This is a genomic window from Blautia glucerasea (assembly GCF_020537505.1).
GTDB lineage: Bacteria > Bacillota > Clostridia > Lachnospirales > Lachnospiraceae > Blautia_A.
Map to the genome: position 1 here is coordinate 37,677 of NZ_JAJBMO010000024.1, position 22,506 is coordinate 60,182.

The 22,506-nt window shown below is 41.6% G+C and carries 23 protein-coding genes and 3 pseudogenes; 2 read left to right on the forward strand and 24 right to left on the reverse strand.

Annotated elements, in window-relative coordinates; genetic code table 11:
* Positions 1–14: 14 nt before the first annotated feature.
* Together LIQ05_RS15615 and LIQ05_RS15620 are read right to left on the reverse strand one after the other, a co-directional pair.
* Positions 15–647, reverse strand: a complete 633-nt coding sequence (locus LIQ05_RS15615; protein ID WP_226822138.1) for a DUF5052 family protein — start codon at positions 645–647, stop codon at positions 15–17.
* Positions 648–688: 41 nt separating this feature from the next.
* On the reverse strand, positions 689–1,198 hold the full coding sequence (locus tag LIQ05_RS15620) for a hypothetical protein (RefSeq protein WP_226822140.1): 510 nt from the start codon (positions 1,196–1,198) through the stop codon (positions 689–691).
* Between the two features lie 502 nt (positions 1,199–1,700).
* Between LIQ05_RS15620 and LIQ05_RS15625 the strand changes: the two genes are divergently transcribed.
* Positions 1,701–1,880, forward strand: coding sequence for a hypothetical protein (locus LIQ05_RS15625; protein ID WP_226822142.1), 180 nt, complete (start codon positions 1,701–1,703; stop codon positions 1,878–1,880).
* A 50-nt stretch (positions 1,881–1,930) separates the two neighbouring features.
* A pseudogene (locus LIQ05_RS20730) lies at positions 1,931–2,137 on the forward strand (IS30 family transposase); the annotation flags it as partial.
* Positions 2,138–2,144: 7 nt separating this feature from the next.
* Here the strand turns inward: LIQ05_RS20730 and LIQ05_RS15635 are convergent.
* From LIQ05_RS15635 to LIQ05_RS15735, 22 genes and pseudogenes are all read right to left on the reverse strand, one after another.
* Complete coding sequence (locus LIQ05_RS15635) at positions 2,145–2,606, reverse strand: NUDIX hydrolase (RefSeq protein ID WP_226822144.1); 462 nt, start codon at positions 2,604–2,606, stop codon at positions 2,145–2,147.
* Positions 2,607–2,669: 63 nt separating this feature from the next.
* Complete coding sequence (locus LIQ05_RS15640) at positions 2,670–3,401, reverse strand: class I SAM-dependent methyltransferase (RefSeq protein ID WP_226822146.1); 732 nt, start codon at positions 3,399–3,401, stop codon at positions 2,670–2,672.
* Between the two features lie 284 nt (positions 3,402–3,685).
* Positions 3,686–4,258, reverse strand: coding sequence for an NUDIX hydrolase (locus tag LIQ05_RS15645; RefSeq protein WP_226822148.1), 573 nt, complete (start codon positions 4,256–4,258; stop codon positions 3,686–3,688).
* A complete protein-coding gene (locus LIQ05_RS20735) occupies positions 4,255–4,401 on the reverse strand; it encodes a DUF6783 domain-containing protein (RefSeq protein WP_416386004.1) in 147 nt (48 codons plus the stop codon). Before LIQ05_RS20735 ends, LIQ05_RS15645 begins: the two co-directional genes overlap by 4 nt.
* A gap of 245 nt (positions 4,402–4,646) precedes the next feature.
* Positions 4,647–5,231, reverse strand: coding sequence for a methylated-DNA--[protein]-cysteine S-methyltransferase (locus LIQ05_RS15650; protein ID WP_226822150.1), 585 nt, complete (start codon positions 5,229–5,231; stop codon positions 4,647–4,649).
* 243 nt (positions 5,232–5,474) lie between these two features.
* Entirely contained in the window at positions 5,475–6,026 is a 552-nt protein-coding gene (locus LIQ05_RS15655; RefSeq protein WP_226822152.1) for a CDP-alcohol phosphatidyltransferase family protein, read from the reverse strand.
* A gap of 199 nt (positions 6,027–6,225) precedes the next feature.
* On the reverse strand, positions 6,226–6,864 hold the full coding sequence (locus LIQ05_RS15660) for a hypothetical protein (RefSeq protein ID WP_226822153.1): 639 nt from the start codon (positions 6,862–6,864) through the stop codon (positions 6,226–6,228).
* Between the two features lie 86 nt (positions 6,865–6,950).
* Positions 6,951–8,216, reverse strand: a complete 1,266-nt coding sequence (locus LIQ05_RS15665; RefSeq protein WP_226822154.1) for a hypothetical protein — start codon at positions 8,214–8,216, stop codon at positions 6,951–6,953.
* A 2-nt stretch (positions 8,217–8,218) separates the two neighbouring features.
* A complete protein-coding gene (locus LIQ05_RS15670) occupies positions 8,219–8,896 on the reverse strand; it encodes an ABC transporter ATP-binding protein (RefSeq protein ID WP_226822156.1) in 678 nt (225 codons plus the stop codon).
* Positions 8,874–9,602 carry an ABC transporter permease gene (locus tag LIQ05_RS15675; protein WP_226822158.1) on the reverse strand — a complete coding sequence of 243 codons (729 nt, stop codon included), beginning with the start codon at positions 9,600–9,602 and terminating at the stop codon, positions 8,874–8,876. The genes LIQ05_RS15670 and LIQ05_RS15675 overlap by 23 nt, the downstream gene beginning before the upstream one ends.
* Entirely contained in the window at positions 9,599–10,489 is an 891-nt protein-coding gene (locus tag LIQ05_RS15680; RefSeq protein WP_226822160.1) for a hypothetical protein, read from the reverse strand. Before LIQ05_RS15680 ends, LIQ05_RS15675 begins: the two co-directional genes overlap by 4 nt.
* Before the next feature lies 1 nt (position 10,490).
* Positions 10,491–12,074 (reverse strand): DUF6034 family protein, encoded by a 1,584-nt coding sequence (locus LIQ05_RS15685; protein WP_226822162.1) that lies wholly within the window; start codon positions 12,072–12,074, stop codon positions 10,491–10,493.
* A 242-nt stretch (positions 12,075–12,316) separates the two neighbouring features.
* Positions 12,317–13,753, reverse strand: a complete 1,437-nt coding sequence (locus tag LIQ05_RS15690) for a sensor histidine kinase (RefSeq protein WP_226822164.1) — start codon at positions 13,751–13,753, stop codon at positions 12,317–12,319.
* The gene (locus LIQ05_RS15695; protein WP_226822166.1) at positions 13,750–14,415 is read right to left on the reverse strand and encodes a response regulator transcription factor; all 666 of its coding nucleotides are present in this window, start codon (positions 14,413–14,415) and stop codon (positions 13,750–13,752) included. Before LIQ05_RS15695 ends, LIQ05_RS15690 begins: the two co-directional genes overlap by 4 nt.
* Positions 14,416–14,659: 244 nt before the next feature.
* Positions 14,660–14,932: pseudogene (locus tag LIQ05_RS15700) on the reverse strand (cupin domain-containing protein); the annotation flags it as partial.
* A 127-nt stretch (positions 14,933–15,059) separates the two neighbouring features.
* Positions 15,060–15,374 (reverse strand): annotated as a pseudogene (locus LIQ05_RS15705) (carboxymuconolactone decarboxylase family protein); the annotation flags it as partial.
* A 25-nt stretch (positions 15,375–15,399) separates the two neighbouring features.
* Positions 15,400–15,822, reverse strand: coding sequence for a cupin domain-containing protein (locus tag LIQ05_RS15710; protein ID WP_015533404.1), 423 nt, complete (start codon positions 15,820–15,822; stop codon positions 15,400–15,402).
* A gap of 286 nt (positions 15,823–16,108) precedes the next feature.
* Entirely contained in the window at positions 16,109–16,492 is a 384-nt protein-coding gene (locus LIQ05_RS15715; protein ID WP_015533403.1) for a DUF6262 family protein, read from the reverse strand.
* Complete coding sequence (locus LIQ05_RS15720) at positions 16,458–17,975, reverse strand: tyrosine-type recombinase/integrase (RefSeq protein WP_015533402.1); 1,518 nt, start codon at positions 17,973–17,975, stop codon at positions 16,458–16,460. Before LIQ05_RS15720 ends, LIQ05_RS15715 begins: the two co-directional genes overlap by 35 nt.
* Positions 17,968–19,719 carry a tyrosine-type recombinase/integrase gene (locus tag LIQ05_RS15725; protein ID WP_055153009.1) on the reverse strand — a complete coding sequence of 584 codons (1,752 nt, stop codon included), beginning with the start codon at positions 19,717–19,719 and terminating at the stop codon, positions 17,968–17,970. Before LIQ05_RS15725 ends, LIQ05_RS15720 begins: the two co-directional genes overlap by 8 nt.
* Positions 19,720–19,731: 12 nt before the next feature.
* Positions 19,732–20,850 (reverse strand): tyrosine-type recombinase/integrase, encoded by a 1,119-nt coding sequence (locus tag LIQ05_RS15730; protein ID WP_015533399.1) that lies wholly within the window; start codon positions 20,848–20,850, stop codon positions 19,732–19,734.
* Between the two features lie 169 nt (positions 20,851–21,019).
* Positions 21,020–22,506, reverse strand: a 1,487-nt coding sequence (locus LIQ05_RS15735; protein ID WP_226822168.1) for an ATP-dependent DNA helicase, incomplete at its 5' end; no start/stop codon positions are given.

Sequence of the window (22,506 nt, forward strand, 5' to 3'; positions counted from 1 at the left end):
CTAAATATTATTTTTCACAACAGATCCTTATCAATGATCTGATAATTTGCTCTATGTATGTACAGTGCCTTTCCATCTACCATAAGCTTTGTCATCTTCGGCAGATCATCTGGGATTTCCCAGTAAACATCATTTCCAGAAAAAGCTGCTATAGGCTGGCCGAGCTGAGATTTTATGACAACGATCCTGGATTTTCCAAAGTCATTCTTGTACTGGTTTAACACTCTGGCAAGCGCTGCATTATCCGTAATTCCATTTCCACGATCGCTGTCAATTTCATCCAGGGAAAAATCCACTTCCGGTTCCAGTCCTTGCTGGACGAAAACACAGGTATCTCCACAGCTTTCAATTTCTTTTCCGTCAATTGTAATGGTGATCACAGAAGACAAGTCATATCCGGTTACAGCCTTTCCATTGCTGTCATAACTGGTTGTCTCAATTTTATTTCCGGTAATACTGATTTTCTTTCCTGTAGTTTTCAATGTCTGGCTTCCATAGTTATCATAGGTATATATGGTGTAGTTATTTCCAACCAGTGATCCGTGGATATCATTGATAATGGAGCCCAACTTTGCACAGCCCGTTAATTGAAATACTAAAATTATGGTTAGAACGGTGAAAAATCTTGATTTTATTTTCTTTGTCATTTGTATTCTTTCTCCTTCTTAGTTTGGATTTTTTCGCCAGTTTAAATTAATTTATCCTTTTTCATGCAACAGATTAAAGTTATAATAGAAATTAAAAATGGAATAATAAACATTACGAAAATCAGTAAAGCTTCTTCAATATCCGGATGGTTTAATTGATATCTTTGCGAAATCAAAAACACTAACATACATATGTAGAAGATTGTTTTTACAAGAGCATCACGTTTCAGTCTTCTTTTTTCTAATAAAGGATTTTTTCTCAGGCATATACAGGAATGGATAAAAATTGCAATGCAAATAGCGAAAGGCATCACAACCGCCATTGCCAGAATTAAAGATACCAGCCAGCTGAAAGTGCTAAACACGGTGAAAAATCCAATGATCGCTGTCATAATTTCATCTACTGCCGGAAGCATGTTGGCAGTTGCAGTTGTCCCATTTTGGAATAAATAAATTCCGTATATCAAAATCCCCTCAACAAAAATTAAAAATATGCTGTACAATAAAAAATAACCTGTGGTAATAATTGATAAAGTTCTCTCTCTTTTCATCCTTCCCTCCTGTTACCGCATATTAACAATAATTTACTTTGAAATAATGTATCTTGTATTCTATCATACTATTGAATTAGGTATTTAACAAGTTTTACTGATTCGATATGCATAAATTGATTTAAATGTAGTATAATGCTTTTCCGTCTGGTGTGGCACAGACATAGATTTGACAGTTCTTATGGGTCAGTTTTTAAAGAAACTGTTCCGTGAATAATTCAGGTTTATTATCCCAATTGGCAGAGTTCCAGTATAAAAAAAGACTGCTGGATTCTTCCTTCCAGCAGCCTTTCTCTACATTAATTGGAGGAATCAAACTTGTTGAGGGTCTCTCTTCGTGAGGGGCAAACTTGAGGGTTCTTCATGAGGGTTTCTGCCTGTAATGGAAAAGGATTGATCAGTTTCTTGGCTGACCAATCCTTTTTTCATAAGGATCTCTTGTCCTTTTATCCTTCTTTTCATATGATGTTTTTGCGGAAACTACCAAATGAAAGGAGGATACATGAATAGTATCACAGATTTACTTGACCTTGAAGATACTGATATAACAATTACGGATATTCAGATCCAAGGGCAAACCAAAACTCTCTTTCTTGAATCCAAACCAGTCGCTCATTACTGTCCTTCCTGTGGATATAAAATGCACTCTCGTGGGATCAAGCAAAGAAAAATCAATCATTGAATAGGGACAGTCCCCATACCAGATTGTCACCAATCACCCAGAACGGAATGTTAGAAAAACGTTTGGGAACTTATGGATTCCTTTCAACTTTCGAGTATATACTAACCGATCGTGGATCAGAATCCGGTGATCCTGAATTATTAGAAACAGGGGTAAACTGTATATAGCGCACCAGCATTTATTACTGTGATCCTATGAGGAACGGGCAAAAAGGAGGGCTTGAGCAGGCACATACCATGTTCCGCATGGTGCTTCCCGGGATATTTAGTACAAATTAATTTTCTTTTTCACAAGTTGGTCCCCTTCATATTGTAGCTTTATGGAGAAAAAGCGTTCTTCATTTGAAAGGAGCAGATCAAGAAATACTCTGTCGCCTTCCCAGGTAGGCAGATTCGGAACCTGTGTTTTATCAACCCAGCGAAGCTCTCCTTCGTTGCAAGTAATAAGCTCACCAGTATATCCATCTGCTGTAAACACGCACATAAGCTCCGATTCACATTTGTTGTTTACAAACGTTACCAGACCGCGGAACTTATAAGCAGTAAGTGTAAGTCCTGTTTCCTCTCTCACTTCACGGACAAGGCATTCTTCCGGTGACTCATCCCTCTCCACATGTCCGCCTACTCCAATCCATTTGCCTTCGTTTATGTCGTTTGGCTTTTTTGTTCTGTGAAGCATCAGATATTGATTATTATTTTCTATATAACATAAAGTTGTAATTGTCATTTTCGTTTTGTTTAACACCCTTTACATTTAGAAATCTGGAAAGCTTATAATAATGATATTGTTTTATAGGGTATAGCAGTCGTACCTTATGGCTTTTCCATTCAGGGTATAAGAAGGTTTTCTCCCAGCCAGGAACTCACTTTTCAAAGGTCTTTTCACAATAATCTTATCCGGTCCCGCGCTGATAGCGGCATCAAAAAGGTCGGTCTCCTCGGAGCATGGGGGTTCCAGCTTCTGGATCAGCTGTAACTTCTTGTTGATCAGGCTGGACTTCTGTCTCGCAGGAAACATGGGATCCAGATAAATTACATCTACCGGATCCAGAAGAGCAGGCATTAACTCCACGCTGTTGCCCTCCACCAGCTTCATCCGGGCTGCAATTTCCTTTAATACCGGATGCTTTTTCGCCCGGCGCAGGGCATCTTTTAAAAGAACTGCGATTACCGGATTCTGTTCATACAAAGTTACTTCATAGCCCTGGGCCGCAAGAAGAAATCCGTCCTCTCCCATTCCTGCTGTGGCGTCAATAGCTTTGCGTCCCTCTTTTTCCGACTTGGAAGCCCGAACAAGCATTTCGTGCTGGAGGCGGCCGTTTGTGACACGGTGTAGCATGTTTTCGAAATCGCCTTGATAAGTCAGACCATATCCAGTCAGGGAAACACCTTTTAAATTAAAAAGCACCGTCAGTTGATCCCCAGGCTTTTCCACAAGAAGAGCCCCTGTGCGTCTGGAAAAAGACTCCGCCATATCCCTCTGTCCGCCCTTTTCCAGGCAAACTACAATTTTATCACTCATGTTTTCTTCTCTTTCTTTGGTCATGCTCCTAAATCGGTTCTCCAATTCAAGAAAATAGTTTTGGAACATGCTTATGTATAATGAAATATTTTACAACGAGGAAAGGAAAATTTCAATGAAAGAAAAAGACTCCGAAATAGTATTCAAAGTTACGTCCGCCAAAAGCACTTTTTTCGGTGGCCGAAAACGCAGATGCTATTCAAAACATCTACATTTAAATGGGAATTTTGTAAAATGTCTAATACCTATATTTTATTGTGTCTAATCTCTGTCGAGCATTATAATTATAACTGCTTCATTTTTTCCAGAAGTTTGGAGTACACATTTGCTACAAACCATGGCTCTGTAGATTTCTCAAGTGCTTTTTCCGGGGAAAACCAGGCGACACCGCTGTTTTCGTCGGCTTTTATGGAAACTGCCTCATCAGAGTCTGCTTCCAGCAGATAGGTTACGTTCAGATGTAAATGGCTGGATATGTAGTTGCCTTTTTTCACATGACCGTCTACGGTAAGGGATTCCAGGGAGAAAATCTCCTCGGACACTGGTTTCACGTTGGTAATTCCTGCTTCTTCTTTTACTTCGCGAAGTGCTACAGAAAGCAAGTCCGTTTCTCCATCTGCATGTCCGCCCAACCAGGACCAGGAATTGTAGATATTGTGATAGACCATGAGAACTTTACTTCTATCTTTATTGACCACCCAGGCGGAGGCTGTCATATGTGCCACTGTATTTTCTCTGGAAAAAGCATTGTCATTATTCCTGATCCAGTTTAAGAGCAGCAGTTTATCCATCTTTTCCTGCTCATTAAATGGCTTATAATCTTCAATTTGATTGATTAATTCCTGACGGGTTATCATATGGTAATTGCTCCTTTTCTAAAGCGTGTTTGAAAAAGGCTTTCTGCAAGATATACGACACACTTTGTGGGAGATTGCGGAAATGATTTTTCAAACGCGCTCTGGTATTCTTTTGGAAAAGTATAACATAACGAGTTTGAGATTACATCTGATTAATTGCATTTTCTCTGGAAAACTTCTAAAAGTCAAAAGCCGGGGCGGATGATCGTTTCTGACTTTTTGGGGGGATTATTCTCTTATAAAATTTGTGAATCCCATCGGTTCCTGCTTCGGCAGGGGAAGTATAATTTCATTGTCTTTGATATATGGTGAGAATCTGGTTTTACGGCCTCCGGATAAATCTACTTTCATTAAGTCTGTTATTTCTTTTTGTATATCTTTCGGAGTATTAGTCTGGTTCATCCAGGTAATATCTTTTACAAAGGGTGCCTGTGCCCTGTCTCAAATGCAGTTCCCTTTGTGGAACAAATAAATGACTTATATTAGCGTGTTCCAATTTTAACAGTGAAATTTTTTTATCAATTCCTCCCGCATATCCTGTCAGACTGCCATTTGTGCCCACGACACGGTGGCAGGGAATGATAATGGAAACTACGTTATGTCCAATTGCACCACCTACAGCCTGTGCAGACATGTGCGTGACCTTTTTTATTTCTGCCATTCTGCGGGCAATTTCCCCATACGTAATCGTTTGTCCATAAGGAATCTCTAATAAAATTCGCCATACAGCCTGTCTGAATTCTGATCCTGCAGAATGAAGAGGCGGCGTAAATGTCGGCTCTTTACCGGAAAAATATATGTCCAGCCAATCTTTTGCCACTGTGAGAATCTCCGTTTCCTTTGAAATTCTCCCTTCTGGAAGTGTATTTGCAAAATATTTCTGTCCTTCAAACCATAGGCCAGTAAGACCAATTTCATCAGCAGCCAGCAAAATAGATCCTAATGGCGATGAATATGCAGATGTATATATCATAGCTGTTTTCTTCCTTTATTTATTAGTGTTATTTATGCTTAAGGTATTGAAAAATGTTTTTGACACTTTAATACATCCATATATCGCAGCAAAAATCGCTGCAAAATACTTCACTAAAAAAGGATCTGTGGACTGCAGGGTCCTTTTTGTGCCTTATTATATATATAACGAGTTAAAAACTATGTTTGAGAGATATATTACGCATCCGATGGTAAGTGCAAATAAGACTACCATATTTTGTAGTTATGATAACAATTCTTTGTATCGTTTTGCATATAAGATGAAAGATAAAAGCATAAAGAAGCTGCACATCAAGATCAGCACATTGGCAATCTGAATGGAAATGTCTGGAATAAAGAGAAACAGGAACATGACCAGATAGAAAAAGGCGGTACAAACCTTTCCGTACCACATCGCACCTTTGTTCTCGCCTGTTTTCTTTAATACTTTGGCACCTACAATTCCCATAAAGGCTTCCTTTACTGTAAAAAGCAGGAACAGCCAGCGAAGCAAAGGATATTTTTTCATCAGACATAGGATCAGAACACCTTGGGTTATTTTGTCTGCAATGGGATCCAGAATCTTACCCAGCTCACTGACCATGTTAAATTTTCGGGCAATTTTACCATCCAGAAAATCAGTAAGTGCGGAAATCAGAATAATCGCAGTCGAATAGCGTTCTTTGTTATCCAGGTCTGACTGATAAAATATAGTCAAAAATACAAATGCCAGTATCACTCGAAAGCTGCTTAGAATATTGGGGATTGTAAAAATATTTTTCTTATCCAGTTTCATAATCCTCTCCTCCTTGGTTGCTATCCATTGTATAGCATTTTGACTGTAAAATCAATTTACAGATTTATGAATGAGACAAGAAGATTATGAACTATTTTATAATAATATTGTCAAAAATGGAGTATGGGAAAGTCTAAACTGATTACACCTTAAAGTGGGAACATACGGTAGGAATAATACTCGATAGAAATCATATTTATTATTCAAACAATTGTCTGGCGCTTTCAAGATTGTCTTTCCCTTTTATCTTAAGCAACACTTTTGTTACTGTCAAAGGAGTACCAGCTTCACTGCACAGAGCTCTAGCCTGAGAAAGAGGGATATATATCTGGTCATTTTCCCCTGGGAGTATCGCGGCGACTTTACAAGGGAACCATGATGCAGATGAAATATTATTACCAGAATTGTCCATAGCCATAGAACTGCTGCTGGAAATTGGACTACTGTTTTCAGTAGAGCTTTTATTTGAACTGATACTGTCTAAAGTATATGTAATAGCAAGCTCTTTTCCTATTTTCAGATATGTATTCTGCTGCTTCTTTGAAATGACATGTCCATTAGGGTCTTTCATGTTTTCCAGAGAAGTACTTCCCAGAAGTAAAAGTGGTGCGTTTCCCAAATTGTCTTGACTGAAATTTTCGGTGAAAGCATTTAGATCAATTCCGTTAAAGACGGTGGTTTTGGTATAGTCATCTGTTTTTATCGTTACTGGAATTTCCACAACTGGCCAGATTTCCTGAATTCCTTTTATTTTTGAGGCATTTTTAAGAAAATCCTGGTCGTAACTGAGATTTCCAAGGGAAAATAAGGCTGTATACTGCTGCTTCTCCTTCTGCATTTCATAGGTAAGTCTGAGAAAAAAGAAAAGAACCAGCGAAATGAGAAGAAACAAAAAGCAGATGAAGCCATCTATTTTTTTCTTTCTCAATGAGATGCCGCCTTTCTTGCTTCTTCCAGGAGTATGGATTTCTTATGTAATCTGACGAGAAGAAACAGAATAATGAAAACCAGCAAAACTGCCAGAACCACAATAATAGAATACCACCAGCTGTTGGTTTCTTCCTGAGAATCATCAACTTTTAGCGACTGGATCTGGGATTCTTTGATCTCGGAGGTGAAATCCATAGTTGTCTGGTAGGGGGTCCCTGTGGAATCCTCGTAAGTGAGAATCAGCTTTCCAGCAGAGTTCTCAGCTCCGGAACTTCCCTTTACGTATATTCTTATTGAGCCCTCTGCGGCTGTTCCTGCATCTACGTTTCCAAGAAATACCGTCTCCTTTGGACTTAGTCCATCTGCTTCTAACTGTATTTTCGCATTATATATTTTATCCCGTCCTAAATTTAGTGCTTTTACTGGAATTTCCACAGTGTCCATCGTGTAAAAAACGGAGGGAATATCAGACGCTTCCAATTCTGCACGTACAGGCTGTGTGACGTTAAACGTCAGAGTTTCTGTACCAGTGGCACCGGTGGCTTTGGAATCTTCATATTCCAGGGAAAACAAAATCGTTACCTGACCTGGCTCTGTATCTTCTGCGATAGATAGATTCTGTTTTAAAGTGATAGCTTCGCCTGGCGTCAGACGCTGCACGTAAAAAGAATTTTTATCAAATTCAATTCCTTTTGTTTCCGTGGAAAGAGAAATCTTCAATCCATATACGTTCTGGCTGCGGCTTTTATTTCGAAAGGTTACGGACATTTCCTGGGTTGTGCCAGCTTTTAGTATCTGACTGGATAGATTACTGTCCTCTAAAAGCAGCTGCGGCTTGTGGAGGATCTTTTCACCAGAAGAGCTGGTTTCTCCGCCTGTACTTCCGGTATAAACATCTCCATAAGAAGGATCCCCTCCTGTCATAGTACCATCACCGGCTGGATCTGTATTACTGTTGTCTGTATTGCCAGCGGATCCATTTTCAATAATAACATGAATGGTATTATCTTTTTCAGAAGAATCGTCACCAGATATGAACCCATCCAGATCTGGATCCGAATCTGGAACTGGGGTTATATCGGGAGCAGTTTCTGTTTCGTCTTCAAAAACTGTTTCTGTATTTTCAAGATCAGTCTCCTGTGCAAAAACTGCAAAAGGAAACGTAAAAAATAATATCATGGCAGTTGTTACAGCAATCCAAATGATTTCGCTTATTTTAACAACAAAAACAGATTTTTTCTGTAATCGTTCTTCTCTCATGTTCAGGCTGTCCTTTCCTTCAAGATTCCTCCGTCCATTTCATATACATGGTCACAGAGAATACGGATATCTTCTTCATTATGGCTGGCAAGGAGAATGGTCTTACCGGCCGCTTTCAGTTCCAGAAGAAGCTCCCGGATTTCTACTACGCCATGTTTATCCAGTCCGTTAAAGGGTTCATCCAAAATGAGAAAACGGGGATCTTCCATAATGGCCTGGGCGATTCCAAGACGCTGGCGCATTCCAAGAGAATACTTTCCAACGGGCTTTTTCATATCTGGATCCAGTCCAACCTTTTGAAGAATAAGACGGATATCTGCCTGGGAAATCAGTCCCCGCATATTTGCCAGTATTTCTAGATTCTTCATTCCTGTATATTGGGTAAGGAAGCCTGGTGTCTCAATGATAACGCCAAGGCTTTCCGGAAAATCAGTATCTTTTCCAATTTGTTTTCCTAACACGTGGATGGTTCCAGTTGTAGGCGGCAGAAAACCGCAGATACACTTCATAAGAACGGTCTTTCCGGAACCATTATTTCCAACAATACCATACACCTGTCCGTAATTCAGATTCAGATTTACTTCTTTTAGAACAAGATCCTCGCCGAAACGTTTGGTAACATGATTTATATGTACACAGGAACCTGGTTCCGCCAGCTTATAGTTCTTCGATTTTAGCATATAACACACCTCCCAGAACTGGTATCAGCACAAGCAGAAATAATAACAAAAATAACCATAAACCAGTTTGGTATGGCCCCCAGTTTCCAGAGGGAGCTATCCATTCTGACGGGTAAAACCAGAGTTGATCTTTAAAATACCGTTGGTGCAGAATAATTCCGAAATAATAACTTATAAAAGGAATTCCGTAAGCCATATAAGCGGATTCCCATAGTGTTCCGCAGATTCCGCCAAGGATGCTTAGGATACTTCCAAGGATGCTCATGCGAAGCGCTTTCATTAGAAGCTCTGCCAGCTGATCTTTTTGAAAATCCCCTTTTATTTCTAAAGGATAAAATATAACAAAATTAACAAAAAGCACTGTCAGAACTGCCAGTATCCAGACCAGGAACCCAGACATCAGAATAGAAAAAACCTTTCCTTCCACATATTGAATGCGGCTGGTTCTGGGCAGTGCTGCTTTTAGAAAACCGCTTCTATACTCCTGTAGGAAAGAATCACTCCAGGGAAGCACTGCTGCTACAGGCAAAGCAAAGGATACAATCTGTCCTTTCATGGAGCTATCCAGAAGGCTTATAAACGTACCGCATGACAAAGGCTTCTTCAGACTGGGGTAAGTCTGCCCAAGGACAAGAGATACACAAGCGATCAGCCAGGCGGCCAGAAAGCTTTTGGATGTAAGCATACGTTTCATTTCACCACTCATGCCTTTTCCCCCAGGAATTCAAACGGATAGTTCTTTATTCTGTGAAGCGCCAGAATAACCAATATTAGTGCCAGAACCAGAAAAAATATACAGGATTGCCAGAGCTTGGGGAGTAATGGATCATAGCCCAGATTATGTTTTCCATAGACGGCCTGGTTTAAGGGACTGATCCAGCAGATCAGCACGTTTATCTGGTACATTTCATACTTTTCTTTATGTAAAACAGCTGCCAATACATTGGAATCCAGAAGGAATCCATAGATACTGTAAAGCAGACCAAATACCATGCCTTTTGTTTTTCCTTTGTAGAGATTCCCTACCAGAATTACAAAGCTTAAGGTCAGGGAATAACAAAAAAGCAAAAGAAATACCTGCAGCATACAGCCATAAGGAGAAATACTTTCCATAACACGTACTGTAGATGGCACCTGCAGATTCTTTCCAAGATCAGAGTAGCCCAGCATAGCTGCAGTGTCACTCCACAGATTTCCTGGATAGCTGTCCTTCATGCATAACACAGAAGTAAACAAAAGCATAAAAAATGTATATAAAATAGTTACGACTGTAATATAGACGAACTGGCCTAAGAGCCATTTCCTCTTGGTGGTGCGGATCAGCTGATAAGGAGTGACCGGTGTCATTTTCGGCAGGTCTGAGAACAGCAGGAGCAAAAGCATGGAGCTTAGAAGCACTGCTGTTCCATCCCCGAAGGTCCACAGGAAAGGTTCAATGGCCTGTACCGGCGTGTCGTAGCTCTCCATAACAACCATGATCCTTCCTGTAAGCAGAAAACTGAGCACAAATTCCAAAAGGAATGTAAAAATCACCTTTGGATTCCGGAAAAAGCCGAAGAAATTGTAGCGTACAATTCCAAGTATCTGCTTCATATCAGTAGCCCAGACCGCGGTCTATAATGCTTCCATCAACTGCATTGATGGTAAGGAAACTCCATGTGGGGTAATCTGTGATATCTGAATAGGTCTCACCATCATACTCGGAATCTATCTTGCGGGATCCAAAGAAATCCCAGACTGGAACCAGAAGCCCGGTATGGGCGTCTGTAGATGGTTCATAAATTCTGGCATAGCCGAGAACGATTCGGTTAATACTATATATTCTGGAATTTTCATAACTCAGGTTGTCCGCATTGGTGACGATCATCATTTTTTCGTAGATATTCATGATCTCAGTGAATGGAAGCAGTCTTAAATTCTCAGTCTTAGTCTCTCCGATGGTATATGGATTACTGTAAGACATGCTGTCGATTCCGTCTGCATTTACATAGAAATAAAGATTTTCATAAGCCCAGGTTTCCATAGTGCTGTCCATATCTTCAAGTGCCCCACCTGCATCCATGGTATAGGTAAGTGGAACTCCATTTATGGTACGGCTATAGTAGATAACATAACCGCCTCCAAGATAACTGGACGTATCATCTGTTCCGATGGAAGTCTGGATGGCGTAATTCCATCCGCATTGGCTCATATCGCCAAGTCCCATAGCATCTACCTTTTCCTGAACTAGCTGCTTCGCGTCATCCAGAGAAATTCCGATAGATTCCTCAGTTGGCTTTTCGTATGAACTACCACTGGAATAATCCATCCATGTGGCATCAGAAGGAACTTCCGAACCGTCTTTCTTAGTAATCTTGTTAAGCCTTACCTCTAAGGGATAGGCTCCCCAGGAAGAAGTACGATAATAATATTCCGAGCCGTCATCCAGTTGTGCTACCCCCGTAAATTCATTCTCTCCCATAACTTCTCCGTTATCACTATATGTCTGTACTCCTACAGTTGGACGTCCCTCTATCGGATTTTTTGTCTCTGGGGCGGATTCATACTGTCCTTCCCAGTATTCGATGTCATTGTAAATATCATATACCAGGTTGCCATTATCATCAGTTCCATAATTATTAGGATCCAGATTTCCGTTGGCAACGTCTTCTTTTAATTCGTCTATTTTTTGCTTAATCTCATCCTTTGTCTGGACATAATAGCTGTCTGCAGTGTAAATCTTCGCATCAGAGAAAAAGGCGTCTGTAATACGGTCCAGAAGATCCTGTGTAACTTCAGCCGGTGTAACAGAAATTGCAGAGATCTTCTCCACATCGGGAATCTCTACAGAGGCATCTGTATTTACCACAAGCTTGGCGGTGTCATCTGTTACCTGGCTCTTATATGTCTCAGGCGCATTGAGCAGGTCACGGATGGTGGTTCTGGCAGCGGAGATGTTATCTGTAGAATCATCAGTGGCGGTTATCGAATCAGCAGTACCAGTGCTCTGAGACGTATTTGTCTGGTCAGCGGAACTGTCACTTTCTACCATATCCACATTGTTATCCGCTTCTTTGTAAGAATCCAATGCTTTACTTCCCTTCTGCCTTACAAGGGACGATTCTGGTGTCTGTGCACATCCCGCTAACATTCCCATGCAAAGGGTAAGTCCGATTATTCTTTCTATGTTTTTTCTCATTTGTGTGTGAAGTCTCCCTTCCTGTGTTTGAACATGACCGAATACCCAGGGGAATAGGTGTTTGATGTTGCGAATGGTAACTTCTCGGTCATGTTCTGGTATAGATTGTAGCATTGGAAATTACACCGAATCTTCCGTAACTTGTAACTGAGTTGTAATCTGGCATGTAACTGGTACAACCAAAAATGCAACGATAAAGGAACTAAGCAATTACCTGTACGCTTATACTCCAATAGACTTTCCTACCATTCAATAAAAATCCGAGTGCCCTCTCCAAGTTCACTTTCAATTTTCAACTGAAATCCATGTATATCCGCAATTTTCTTACATAGTGCAAGTCCCAGTCCCACACTTCCATTCGCTCGGGAGCGGGATTTGTCAACCATATAAAAGGCCTCGGTCACTTTCTCCAGATCTTCCGCGGGGATTCCCTTGCCAAAGTCCTGGACCATCAGCTTCCCGGCTGTTGCTGACAGTATGATTTTGGAATTTTCCAGGGAGGCTTTTGCCGCATTATCAATAAAATTGTTTACCACACTTAGCATAAGATCTTTATCAAAGGTTTTCTTCAGATCAGCAGGTTCACACTGAATTTCAAGATGGATATTTTTCTCCTTCAGGCGGTAGAGATTCAGTTGTCTGACATCTTCCAGAAAGGCTTTCACGGAAATTTCTGCTGGTGCAAAACGTGCTTCTCCAGTTTCATACAGGCCGGTAAGCTCCAGCATCTTTACAGAAAGCCGTGACAGCCTGCGGCATTCATTGGAAATGTAGGAGAGCGCTCTCTCCTGCTGCTGTCTTTGCAGGCGTACTGTGAGAAGTGTATCTGCATATCCAAGAATGGAGGTCATAGGTGTTTTCAGCTCGTGGGCAAGGCTTCCCATCAGCTGTCTTTGTGTTTGGTTTATGGCGGAGAGGCTTTCAATCTGTTCTTTTACCTTGGCAGACATCTGGTTAAAGCTTTGTCCCACCTGCGCCAGTTCCGTATCTCCTTCTGCGGGAACTTTTATATCATAGTTGCCTTCGGATACGGAGACCGCGGCTTCCTTTAGTCTTGTAAGAGGTGCCATGATTTTGCGCAGACTGAAAAAGAGAATGGTTCCGGTCAATAAAAGCAGGATCAACGTCAACGCACCTACCTGGTAAAAAAGGATCTGGTTACTCGCCAGAACATCAGAAATATCTTTATAAGTGACAATCTGATACTTCAGATTTGTAGTGGATTCTGTGGAGGAATAACAAAAGAGCAACAAAGTCTTGCCATCAATTTTGCTGACAATGGGATCATAGACATAAGTATCCATGTCATACCATTTCCCGTGTAATTCTACGTTTCCCATCTGCTTCTGGATTCCCTGGATATCAAAGTCATAAGTGGTACCGTTGTGAACTTCTTTGCCATCCTGATACAAAACAGCGCTGTCGTGAAAAATCTGCCGGAAAGCGTAGATCAGGATCCGGTTTCGGACTCTTTCATCAGAATCTGCTGACTGACTGCTTGTAAGTCTTAATTTCTCTTCGAATTGTAAAAGATTGTTCTGGAATTTGCTGTATTCATAGTTATTGATGTACTGAATGCTCTGATTCTTCCAGCGGTATGAAGTATAGAAAAAAACAGTGGAGGATAAAATCAGGATCACGCGGGCTACCTGCAGAAATATTCTGGTAAAAAGCTTCAAAGCTCCACCTCCAGTCGGTATCCAATACGGGGAATAGTTTTGATCTTGTCCTGCCAGCCCAGCTTCTTGCGGATGCGTCCTACATGGGCATCTACGGTTCTGGTCTCTCCTTCAAATTCTACGCCCCAGAGACCGGCGAGAAGCTGTTCTCTTGTAAGGGCTTTATTGGGATTTCGGACGAACATCATAAGGCAGTTGTACTCCATTGGCTTCAGATAGACTTCTTCTCCCTTCCGGGTAACGGTGTGGCTCACGGTATCGATCGCAACATCTTCTATCTGAATCTGTTCCTGGATATTTCCGTGACGTTCCAGAACTTTTTCCAGGCGGACCATCACTTCAAGCATTTCGAATGGTTTTACAATATAATCTTCTGCCCCCTCTTTCAGCCCCTTTACTTTACTTGCAAGATCAGCTCTGGCGGTGAGGAAAATGACAGGAATGCCGTAGTGCTTCAACTCTGGTAAAAGTGTGTATCCATCTTTCCCAGGGAGCATAATGTCTACCAGGGCACACTGAAAATCGTGGTCCCGGGCAATGCCTTCGCTGGCTTCATTGCCATTAAAATAGCTTACGGTTTCATATCCGGTGACTTCCAGGTTCATGCAGAGCAGGTCATTGATTGCGGGTTCATCTTCTATTACAAGGATTCTGGCTTTCATTTCATATCCTTTCTTGTGATTAAAAGTTCACAGACACCTGGAGAAATACTTCTTTAGGCAGCTGTCTGTGAGAAATGGTTAAATTATATTATACATGTTTTTACAAGGATAAGTGTAACCAGATTGTAACGAAATACAAAATACAGCCAAAAAGGACACAAACTATCTTTTTCTGACAGTCTGTGTCCTTCATGTGCAGTTATTATGCAGCATGTTTTTGTAGGAATTCATATACAGTTTACAATTATTTCAGCTTGCCGTACTCCTCATCAGATACAGGTTCGCACCACTCATTTGAGGTTTCTGTTCCTGGTACTTCTACTGCCAGATGACTGAACCAGCTGTCCGGTGCAGCGCCATGCCAGTGTTTTACTTCTGCCGGGATATTGATGCAGTCGCCTGGCTTCATCTCGATGGCTTCCTTGCCCTCTTCCTGATAATAGCCGCGTCCTGCAACACAGACAAGAATCTGTCCGCCGCTTGTTTTTGCATGATGGATATGCCAGTTGTTACTACAAAAAACTGGACTACCCCTCCGCAATCCCTTATAGTTACGGGCTTTAACGGCATACACGTCTGTGTTTTGTGCGACCCTTTCATGACGAGCAGTTTCTGCCAGGTTATTTCTCTGCTTCGTCCTCATTCCAAACCTCTTTTGCAAGATTAAAGACTGCCCAGCCTTTTGGCCAGCCTGCATAGAATGCTACGTGAGTGATGATTGCTGCGATCTCTTTCTGTGTTACCCCATGATCCTTTGCATTCTGTAAATGGAATTTCAAAGAGGAATCTGTGATTCCCTGTGCCATCAGTGCTACAACTGTGATGATACTTCTTGTTTTTAAATCAATATCTTCGTTATTCCAGTTCTCTCCGAAAAGAATGTCATCGTTAAAATGTGCAAAATCTGGTGCAAATGTTCCCAGAGCATTTCTTCCTGCTATCTGTGTGATCTTTGCCATGATATCAAACCTCCATCTTTCTTATTTATGGTAATTTGTCATACTCTTCTTCCGGTAAAAACTCAAGCCATTCATTGGAAGCTCCCTCTGCTGGAACTTCAACAGCCAGATGCTGGAACCAGCTGTCTTTCGCTGCCCCGTGCCAGTGTTTTACTTCTGGTGAAATATTTACTACATCTCCAGCTTTCAATTCACGAGCTGGTTTTCCTTCTTCCTGGTACCATCCTCTTCCACCAGTAACCAGAAGGATCTGTCCACCTTTATGATGGATGTGGTATGCATTGATTGTTCCCGGAGCGAAAGTAACCAGACCAACTGGTACTCTCTCTGTTGTAAGCATATTCAAATAGCATTCACCTGTAAAATACTTTGCGAATGCTACGTTTTCTTCACCGATTGGAAATACGTTACCTCCACCTAAGTCTTTTTTCATCTGTTCGATATCCATAAAAAATTCCTCCTTGCTCTTTTTATTTTATGGTACAACCTGAAGTAAGCTCTAGGTCAATAGATTTTGCAACTTTTTACATAAAGTTCATAATTTTTCTGTGACAGTTTGCATTTCAGGTACACTCTATTTCTTATCGGTATCATCATACTCCCATATTGCTTTCTATGTCCAATACCCATTATTATGGGTTGCTTAATGCCTTTTAAGCATAATCTGTTTCTATATCACAATGCAAAACAGATCTGCTGTATTCTGGCAGACCTACTTTGCATTATGATATAGCTTAAATCTGTTTGATAAGATTCAACTCTTTCTTGGATAGTGCTTTTTTTAACTTCTGGTTTTCCTTTATTAGATTCTCATTTTCGCTTTTCAGTTTCTGTAGCTGTTGCCGGAGCAGATTCATTTCCGCTTCCATCGCCTGACTGATAATGTTTCTCCTTGGATCCACCATACCAGCCTGCTGTTCCATTGCTGCATCAATCTCACCTCTTACAATCGGATTCTTGTAAAAGAATCCTCTAGATAAACCAGTCTTTTGCATCAGTGCTGGTACGGACACCTTTTCTCTCTCCAACACCATTGTCCGTATTGTCAGGACTGCCCGTTCCACTTTTTCTTCGCTCTTTCTTTTATTCAATTCCAGCATCTTGTCGTATTTGCTCATATTCTTCTCCCCATCCGTCCAGATTTGCTAAGATAATCTGTGACATAAGATTTCTTACTTCCCTTGTCTCATCTGCCAGTCTCTGATTGCTCATTTTCCGGTAGTACTGGACGCTTTTCACTCCTTTATGACCCAGGAGCTTTGCTATGGTCCAATCATCCACATGGAGTTCTGTCAGCTTTACCCCATAACAGTGCCGGAACATATGCGTTCCAAATCCGAATAATTTCCCGCTGTCATCTCGGATATCTTTTTCATAGATCATTCGAAGCACTTTATCCTGCAAGGTTTGGTAACTGATTGGTCTCTCCGGTTTGTTCTCGTCCGCAAAGATATAAATGCTTTCAGGATAATGCTCATTTGCATAACTGACTGCCTTTCCAATCAGCTGTGCCAGCTCCCGGCTGATCGGTTTTTCATATCTTCTTGTTTTCGGCTGGTATATGATAATCATATCCTGACGGTCATGTTTATAAAGGCAGTCTTTCCGCAAGGTCAGCGTGTCGGAAATTCTGGTTCCAAGCATCTGGTGGATGATCATTGCCCTTGCTATCTGCTCTTCCATTTTTACAATCTGGGCATTCAGTCTTTTCAGCTCACTGTCCGAATAAGATTTGAATTCTGCTTTCCGTTCTGGCGGAAAATCAGATTTTAAAAACAGTTTTGTAAGATGTGGAAAATCATAAATTTTTCCGATTGTTTCCAGCACATTTCGAAGCTTTAGCAGGTCATCCCGGATGCCATTCCCTCCGTTTGATTCTACCTTGATGTTGATTAAAAATTGTTCTATGATCTCCCGGTCAATCTCTTCGCAGGTGCTGATCTTGGAATGCTTTTCATCCAAATACTTTGAAAATTTATTCATGGCGGACAGTTCACGTTTTATACTGCCAAGGGCTTCGGTTTTCAGATGATGGTAAATTGCTTTTTTTACTTCTTCCCGAATATCTGGTTGCCGGATTCCTCTGAAATTTAGTGTCTTATGGTTGACAATCGGATTTGTCCGCAGGATAAGCGGAAGCCTTTCCAGATGCCAGATATCCTTTGCCAGCTCATTGGTTTCTGATCGGTCCAGTGTAAATTCCAGAAGGCTTTCAAAATACCGGATCAGGGCAGCTTTTTCCACCGATTCAGTCTGAATGTTCGTCACTTTATGCTTCGTCAAAGCCCTACCGTTTTGTATCATCCACATTTTCAACTGCTTTATCCAGAAGTCTTTTTCTCTGTCAAGCAGGCTGTTTTCCTGATGGGATGACTTCTGAAAAAATTCACATAAGCTGTTAAAATAATGCCTTTCCCTTTTTATGGTCAGGATGGATACCTGCGTTCCACGGTAGTAAATGTATTCGACAAATTCTGTCTGAAGCTGGTTTTCCGGCAGTTTATCCAGATCAAAATATTGTTCCTTATTCAGCTTTTCCTTTTGCTCATCGGTAGCCAGCTTATAACATTCCAGTTGTTGGAATTTCAGTTTATTATCCATGCTTCTCTCCTTTCTGCATACAGGCAAGCAGGCTGTTTTCCTCTTCCTCAAAGTATGCGTCATTTTCTTTAGCAATTTTTCTTGGCATATAATCTATATACTGCATGGTCATTTCCTCAAACGTATGTCCCAGATAGTCCCGGATGCTTTGGATTGATACGCCATGCTCATAAAAATTGGTTGCTACGGTATGTCGGTAATCATGAGACTTAAAAATATATTCTCCATTCTGTATGCCTATCTGGGAGCAGTATTTTTTCATCTGCCCCATGAAGGTGCTTTTGGAAAATGCTCCACCTTTCCGATTCCGAAAAATGTATGCTTCTTTTTTGGTAGGGTGCTTTTTCAGATAAACCTGCATCAGACGATACAATGTTACCGGAATGGGAACCCTTTTATAATTTTTCATTTTCACCTGGTAGACCTTCATCCAGCAGTCACCATTCTGGATATAATACGCATCCCCTTTTAAGGTGCAGACCTCACTGATCCGGAGTCCCACACACCAGAGATGTAAAAACATCATTCTCAGGTGTTCAGGAAACTGTGAGAGGTTTTGGATAATTTCCATATACACATCCTCTTCCACACTTCTGTCATGGTGGACTGGGATCTGTTTTTCCAAGTAATACGATGCATAAAACGGAACCTTTTTTATATACCCCTTTACTTCCAGAAATTTCATAAAAAACTGTATTCCCGAAACATTGGTATTAAATGTCTTTGCTCCCATAGCACCATTCTGCAAATTCTTTAAATATACATCAATCAGGCTGGCATCACACTTGGTAACTTCCAGTTCGCTGATCTCCTGCAAAAAATTTCGAATGGTTCGGAATCTTTCGTACACCGTGCTGAGCGCCAGTTCTCCGATTCCAATTTCGTACTTCATATATTCCTGAAGCAGCAATCGATTCTTGGGCTGTAGAACTTCCTGAAATGATATTTTTTCTATACTGTCACTCTGGTTTATTCTTTCTTTGGCAATACGAAACCGCTCTAAATACCAGATGGTAGCATCCCATCTTGTTTCATCAGTTTCTATAAAAATCACTTTACGGGCAGTTTCCACAATGCTCTTCAGTCGTTTTCGCCGTTGCTCTTTCTCGACTTTCTGCTTCAGGTAGTCCTGAAATGCTGTTTCCTGTTCCAGCTCCAGAAGCTGGATATCTGTAATCTGCTCCCGGATGCAAAATTCGTAAAAAAGCTGTAGCCCGGTCAGTTTATATTCCCTCAGTCTGGAAATTTCATAATTCTTCAGAATATATTCCAGCACGGTAAAAATCTGACGTTTCAGTTTCTCACTGGCTGCCGCTTTAAAATTCCAGACCATGTTGCTCCGACACCGTACCGTTTCCACACTCTTTACGATTACAGGATCTGAGTGGTATGGAACAAAAAGTATTTCATTTTTATATTTCCATTCACATTCCCTCTGTCCAGCCGGAGTTTTCATCCGTTCCCGGATGTACGCCTGCCGTATCCGGTCGAACGTTCCGGTATATCGGTAAATGTAATTTCGCTTTATCAGCGGTGTTATGTATAATTCAAATTTCATTCGCAGTTCATAATCTATTTCCGAAAGATGTTCTACCATCTCATCTGCCAGAAACAGCAGAATCTGTTCTGTAATGGAACTTCCTGCTTCCTCTTTTGCAAACTCCCGGATTTCTTTTCGTAGCTGCTCAATCCGCCTGCTCCGTTCTTGTTCTGCCTCTATAAAAGACTGTAAAAACGCAGGCATAAAAACCACCTCCTATAGCAATTCCTCAATCCCATACAGGGAGGAGTGTTTCTCGTAGAATTCCTGGCTGGCATCCAGCAGTTCATCATCCACAATGTCCAGATAATTGATGGTTGTCTGGATGTGGCGGTGTCCATAGGCCAGCTGTATCAGTTCCAGCGACCATCCTGCTTTTCTCCGCTCATTTCCAAAGTAATGCCGGAGCATATGAGGCGTGATCTTAATCCCTGTTTTCTTATCCATTCTTTTTAGCATGGAGTATACTGCTTCCACGTTCATTGGTTTTCCGATATTATCCCCGGAAATATTCACAAACAGGCTTGTCTGGTGCTGAAGTAGTTTTCGGTACTCTGCGATATACAGATTTAAAAAGCCGAAGGTATCTTTGCTGATCTTCGCACTTCGGTATTCTGCATTCTTTGCTCTCGCTCCATTTTCATTGTCCTCACGGAAATATACCCGGATTATGTGGTTCTGATAATCAATGTCCTTACTGTAATCAATTCCTAAGATCTCACCGATTCGGTAGCCTGTCTCTGCCAGAAGCAGCATGAGAAGCCGATCTCTTATATTGGTACACGCTTTCAAGATTTCCACAATTTCATCTTTCTTTGCTGCTCTCGCCTTATGCTCTTCCTCTTTTAAATAGCCTTTGAAACTCTTTGATCGTATGCTTTTCTTTACGCCTACTGCATCCACGGCTACAAAATAATTATAGGACAGGACTTTCAGCTCCCCGAACTGCTGGTACTCTTCTTCTATAAAAAGATAGAACCTGAACACATCTCTTAAGTATGCGTTGCAGGTTCCATTGTTTGGAGATCTGTGATTTTTATCTCTGGTATGCTTCCCGGCTTTCAGCCAGTATAAAAATTCCACAAAGTGATTTGTCTGTTCAACATAAGGCATTTGATATACGTCTGTCAATTCCTTTTTCTTTTCATGGATGTATTCCAGATAGTACAGGATTGCAAGTGCGGAGCGCCGCACCGTATTCGGTGAACATTTACTCCGTATCTTGTGCATCAGATATTTGGTTGGAAGCAGGACGATATCCAGTGTTTCCACATCTCTGATAAAGAAATAAACGGTGGAACCCTCTCTTTCTTTTTCCAGTTCATATCGTCTCATTCCTGCTCACTTCCTTTCCTCTAACGCTATACACAGTATACCCAACTCATGCCGATAAAGCTATCACAAATACCACCAATTCGGTCAAAACCGCTCCTGAAATACCACTAAACTTTTTGTCTTATTTTCTGTCCAGATCTGGGCAGAACCAACAACACCACGGATGTTATCAGCTGTAGTAACGCTCCACTTTCCGGCTTCGGATAAAGTCCTCTACTTCATCGATTTTTTCTGCCATCTGGCACTTTGGCAGGGCGTCCAGAACATCTCCCCGGTACTTTCCTTTCTTTGCCGCTCGGTGGTCTAAAATGGACACTACACAGGTGTCCTGCTCCGTCCGGATCGCCCGTCCGAATCCCTGGCGCAGTTTCTTCTGCATATCTGGAACAACAACATTTTGAATGTAGGATTCCAGTGATCGGTATTGTTCCCTTTGTGCTTCATGGATGGGGTCCGGTACAGCAAACGGCAATTTTACAATGATCAGGGACGATACCATATCCCCCGGAAAATCCACACCTTCCCAACAGGAGCCGGCTGCAAACAGAACGGCATTTTCCATCTTCTTAAACCGTGCGATTTCTTCCTGTGAGTTTCTCCATACCTGCACCATCGGGAACGGGATCTGATCCCGCAGGAGCTGCTGCACATTTCCCATCAGGGTATAAGATGTAAACAGTACCAGTGTATGCCCAAAAGTAGAACACACCAGATCACGGATCTGGCCTGCAAGTTGCTCGACCTCTTCCCGGCTTCCCTTGAGCGTCGCTTTTAAATTCTCAGGAATATAGAGCAGACAGTTCTCTCTGTAACAAAATGGGGATTCTGCTACACACTCCCGGACTCTGCTTTTCTTTTCCAGCCCGGTCATCTGTCTGGTCCTTACAAACCCATTTCCGGCTTTTAAAGTTCCACTGGTGAGAATCGAGGGAAATCCCCTGTCCCATAAGGAATCATGGAGAAACCTTGGAATCTCTCTGCTAACAGCCATAAACACAGGATCTCCCCTGCCGTCTGGCTGAAGAAATAAAACGTATCTGGTATCCTTCTTCAGAAACCAGCCGAACAGCTCTTCCATCTCTTCCAGCCGCCGGAAGATCCAGTAAGGGACATTTCCAGCAAGTCTTTTAAGCATAAGACTGAGATTCCCCCTTACCTGCTCCAGAGAAGATCGGCACTTTGCCGGAAAATAGAAATTTTCTTTTCCAGCTATGTCATCTCCCATCCCGGCCTGATCCTTACGGATTTCCATTGAAAGTGTATTAAACCAATCCTGTAGTCTCTTACCTTCCGAACTTTTATGCTCCCTGTTTAAGAAATACGAGATTTCCTGCACATCCTCTCTTCCAATACTTCTCCCATCCATCTGGCTGGCAGCTTCTGGGAGCTTATGTGCTTCATCTACTACCAATGCTCTGTAATCCGCCAGCAGAGGCCGGTATTCATTCATCCGGTGCATGGCGTCTGCCAGAAGATAATTGTGATTGCATATCTGTATAAAAACTTCCTCTTTTTTGGAAACATCCAAATATTTCTGATAACGGCATCCTGCTTTCCCCGGACACTCCCTGGGGCAGAATTTCGGTACGCACACCAGCCTGCGGTCAAAACCGCTCAGGTTATGTACGGAATCTAAATCAAAGTTATGCCGGAGGG